This window comes from Candidatus Hydrogenedentota bacterium (genome assembly GCA_012730045.1).
Taxonomy (GTDB): domain Bacteria; phylum Hydrogenedentota; class Hydrogenedentia; order Hydrogenedentales; family CAITNO01; genus JAAYBR01.
In genome coordinates, this window is sequence record JAAYBR010000155.1 from 1 (window position 1) to 3,201 (window position 3,201).

At 65.1% G+C, this 3,201-nt stretch carries 4 protein-coding genes; all 4 read left to right on the top strand.

The window, feature by feature from the left end:
* Positions 1–1,045, top strand: a 1,045-nt coding sequence (locus tag GXY15_16725; GenBank protein NLV42858.1) for an ethanolamine ammonia-lyase subunit EutB, incomplete at its 5' end; no start/stop codon positions are given.
* An 18-nt stretch (positions 1,046–1,063) separates the two neighbouring features.
* Positions 1,064–1,924, top strand: coding sequence for an ethanolamine ammonia-lyase subunit EutC (eutC, locus tag GXY15_16730; GenBank protein ID NLV42859.1), 861 nt, complete (start codon positions 1,064–1,066; stop codon positions 1,922–1,924).
* Between the two features lie 21 nt (positions 1,925–1,945).
* Positions 1,946–2,605, top strand: coding sequence for an ethanolamine utilization microcompartment protein EutL (gene eutL, locus GXY15_16735; GenBank protein ID NLV42860.1), 660 nt, complete (start codon positions 1,946–1,948; stop codon positions 2,603–2,605).
* Between the two features lie 24 nt (positions 2,606–2,629).
* Positions 2,630–3,201, top strand: a 572-nt coding sequence (locus tag GXY15_16740) for a BMC domain-containing protein (GenBank protein ID NLV42861.1), incomplete at its 3' end; no start/stop codon positions are given.

A 3,201-nucleotide genomic window follows, 5' to 3' on the forward strand; every position in this document is an offset into this window, starting at 1 on the left:
CGACACGGAGCTGTCGGTGCTCCGCCGCGGGCTTTCCAGCGAGGTGATCGCCGCCGTCTGCAAGCTGATGAGCAACCTGGATCTCATTTACGCCGCCAGAAAGATGCGCGTTACGGCCACCTGCGTGACGACCATCGGCGAAGCGGGAACCCTGTCCGCAAGGCTTCAGCCCAACCACCCCATCGACGATGTGGAGGGCATCACCGCTTCCACGCTGGAGGGGCTGTCCTTCGGCGTGGGCGACGCCGTGATCGGCCTCAACCCCGTGGACGCGTCCACCGAAAGTGTCAAGGCCATCCTGGGGCGGTTTGCGGAGCTGAAGGAAAAGTATCAGATTCCCACGCAGATCTGCGTGCTGGCGCACATCACCACGGGCATGGAGGCCGTCCGCCAAGGCGCGCCGTGCGACGTGATGTTCCAGTCCATCGCCGGCAGCGAGAAGGGCAACCGGGCGTTTGGCATCAGCAACGCCATGATCGCCGAGGCGAAGGATCTGATGGCGCGCGAGGGGACTTCCCATGGCCCTAACCAGCTGTACTTTGAAACAGGTCAGGGCAGCGAGCTGTCCTCCGACGCGCACAACGGCTGGGATCAGGTCACCATGGAGGCCCGCTGCTACGGCTTTGCGCGGCACTTCAGCCCCTTCCTGGTCAACACGGTAGTCGGCTTTATCGGCCCCGAATACCTGTATGACAACCGACAGTTCATCCGCGCGGGACTGGAGGATCACTTCATGGGCAAGCTGCACGGTCTGCCCATGGGCTGCGACTGCTGCTACACCAACCACATGCGCGCCGACCAGTTCGACAACGAGAACCTGGCGGTGCTCCTTGCCGCCGCCGGCTGCAACTACTTCATGGGCGTTCCCCACGGCGACGATGTGATGCTCAACTACCAGTCCACGGGCTATCACGACATCGCCGCGATCCGGGAAACCCTGCGCTTGCAGCCCATCGAGCCTTTCCGGCGCTGGCTGGAAAAGTGGGGCTTCTGGCAGGACGGCCGTCTGGGCCCCAATGCCGGCGACGCTTCCGTATTTCTGTAATCCGCAGGAGGGATGCACATGACTGAGCAGGAGATCCGCGCGGTAGTCGAGCAGGTGCTCCGTCAGATGCGGCAGACGGATCACCCGCCGGAGAGCCGGCAGCAGGAAGCGCCGTCCGAGGCGCTGCCCGACATTGCCGCCATTGATCTGCGGCGGCAGTACCTTGTGGAGCACCCGCACGATCAGGCGGCGTTCATGGCGATGAAGGAGAGAACCCCCGCGCGCATCGGCGTGGGACGCGCGGGAGCACGGTATCGCACGGAAACCATGCTCCGCTTTCAGAGCGACCATGCCGCGGCGCAGGACGCCGTGTTCTCCAACGTGTCTGACGAGTTCCTTGCCAAGATGCACTGGCCTGTTTACCAGACGACGTGCGACAGCCGCGAGGATTTTCTGACCCGTCCCGACAAGGGAAGAACGTTTGACGGCGAAACCCTTGGCAGGATCAAGGCTTCCGTTCCGGCGGGCACGCAGGTGGTGCTCTATGTGGCGGACGGGCTTTCGTCCAGCGCCGTGCAGGCGAACGCCGAGAATATTCTGCCGGTCATCAAGGAGGGGCTTGATGCCGCGGGAGTCCGGGTCAGCGAGCCGTTCTTCGTCCGTTTCGGCCGGGTGGCGACGGAGGATCAGATTGGCGAAGCGACAGGGGCCGACGTGGTCTGCGTGCTCCTTGGCGAGCGGCCGGGGCTGGTGACCGCCGAGAGCATGAGCGCCTACATCGCCTACAAGCCTACCGTGGGCATGGCGGAAAGCCGCCGCACGGTGCTGGCCAACATCCACCGGGGGGGCACGCCTGCCGTGGAAGCCGGCGCGCACATTGTGGATCTGATCCAGCTGATTCTGGAGAAAAAGAAGAGCGGTACGGAGCTGCCGGTGTAAAGGCGGAAGGGGGCGGACGACTTGCAGGGGGACCGGATACCGGCGAAGGTGCTGTCTGTCCGCCTGATTCCGCAGGTGGACGCGGGGCTTCGCAGGCAGCTCAAGCTGGACGAGAGGGCTCATTCCCTGGGCCTGATCACCTGCGACAGCGATGACGTAGGCTATACCGCCCTGGACGAGGCCACCAAGAAAGCAAGCGTGTTCGTCACTTACGCTCAGTCGATGTACGCGGGCGCGTCCAACGCCAGCACCGCGCTGGCGGGCGAATTCCTGGGCATACTGGCCGGGCCGACGCCCGACGAGGTGGAGAGCGGCCTTCTCGCCGCGCAGTACACGATCGAGCATGAGGCCAGCTTCTATTCCGCCAACGCCGACGATTCCGTCGTCTATTACGCGCACTGCATTTCCCGCACGGGCAGTTATCTTTCCGGGCAGTGCGGCATCGCCGAGGGAAGCCCGCTGGCGTATCTGATCGCCCCGCCGCTGGAGAGCATCTACGCGCTGGATCAGGCGCTGAAGGCGGCGCAGGTGGAGGTCGCGGCGTTTTACGGGCCGCCGTCGCCCACGAACTTCGGCGGCGCGCTTTTGACAGGTTCGCAGTCGGACTGCAAGGCGGCGTGCGACGCGTTTGCCGCGGCGGTGATGGACGTTGCGAATCACCCGATTGTCATCCGGCGCTGACGAGAGTAAGGAAGGGATCGCCAAATGGAGATTACGGCTCTGGGCATGATCGAAACGAGCGGGCTGCTGTCCGCCATCGAAGCGGCGGACGCGGGCCTCAAGGCGGCGGACGTCCGGCTGCTCGGCACGGATTATGTGCGCGGCGGTCTGGTCATGGTTCGCTTTGAGGGCGAGGTGGCGGCCGTGCAGGCGGCGGTGGACGCGGGCACCATGTCCGCGCAGCGCGTGGGCAATGTGGTCAGCTCCCATGTGATTCCCCGCGCCATGCCGGAGGTTTTCTGCATGCTGGCAAGCGACGTGGGGGCGGGGCCGGCCAGGATGCATAACGACGGGTGCGCCAACTGCGGCGGCTGTGAAGGCGGCATGCGGGAGATGCGCGCCTGCGCAAGGGCCGGGCAGAAGGCCGAACCCGCCGCGGAAGCGGAGCGGCGTCCGCCTGAGACCGGCGAGGACGCCACGCCGTTCCCGGAGGAGCTGAAAACGTGGAAGGTGCTTGCCCTGCGCTCTTTTGCCCGCAAGCTGCCCGGCTTTGAAATGAAGGCGAGCGAGATCCGCTACGCCAACAAGGAGCAGTTGCTGGACGCGCTGCAAGCGTA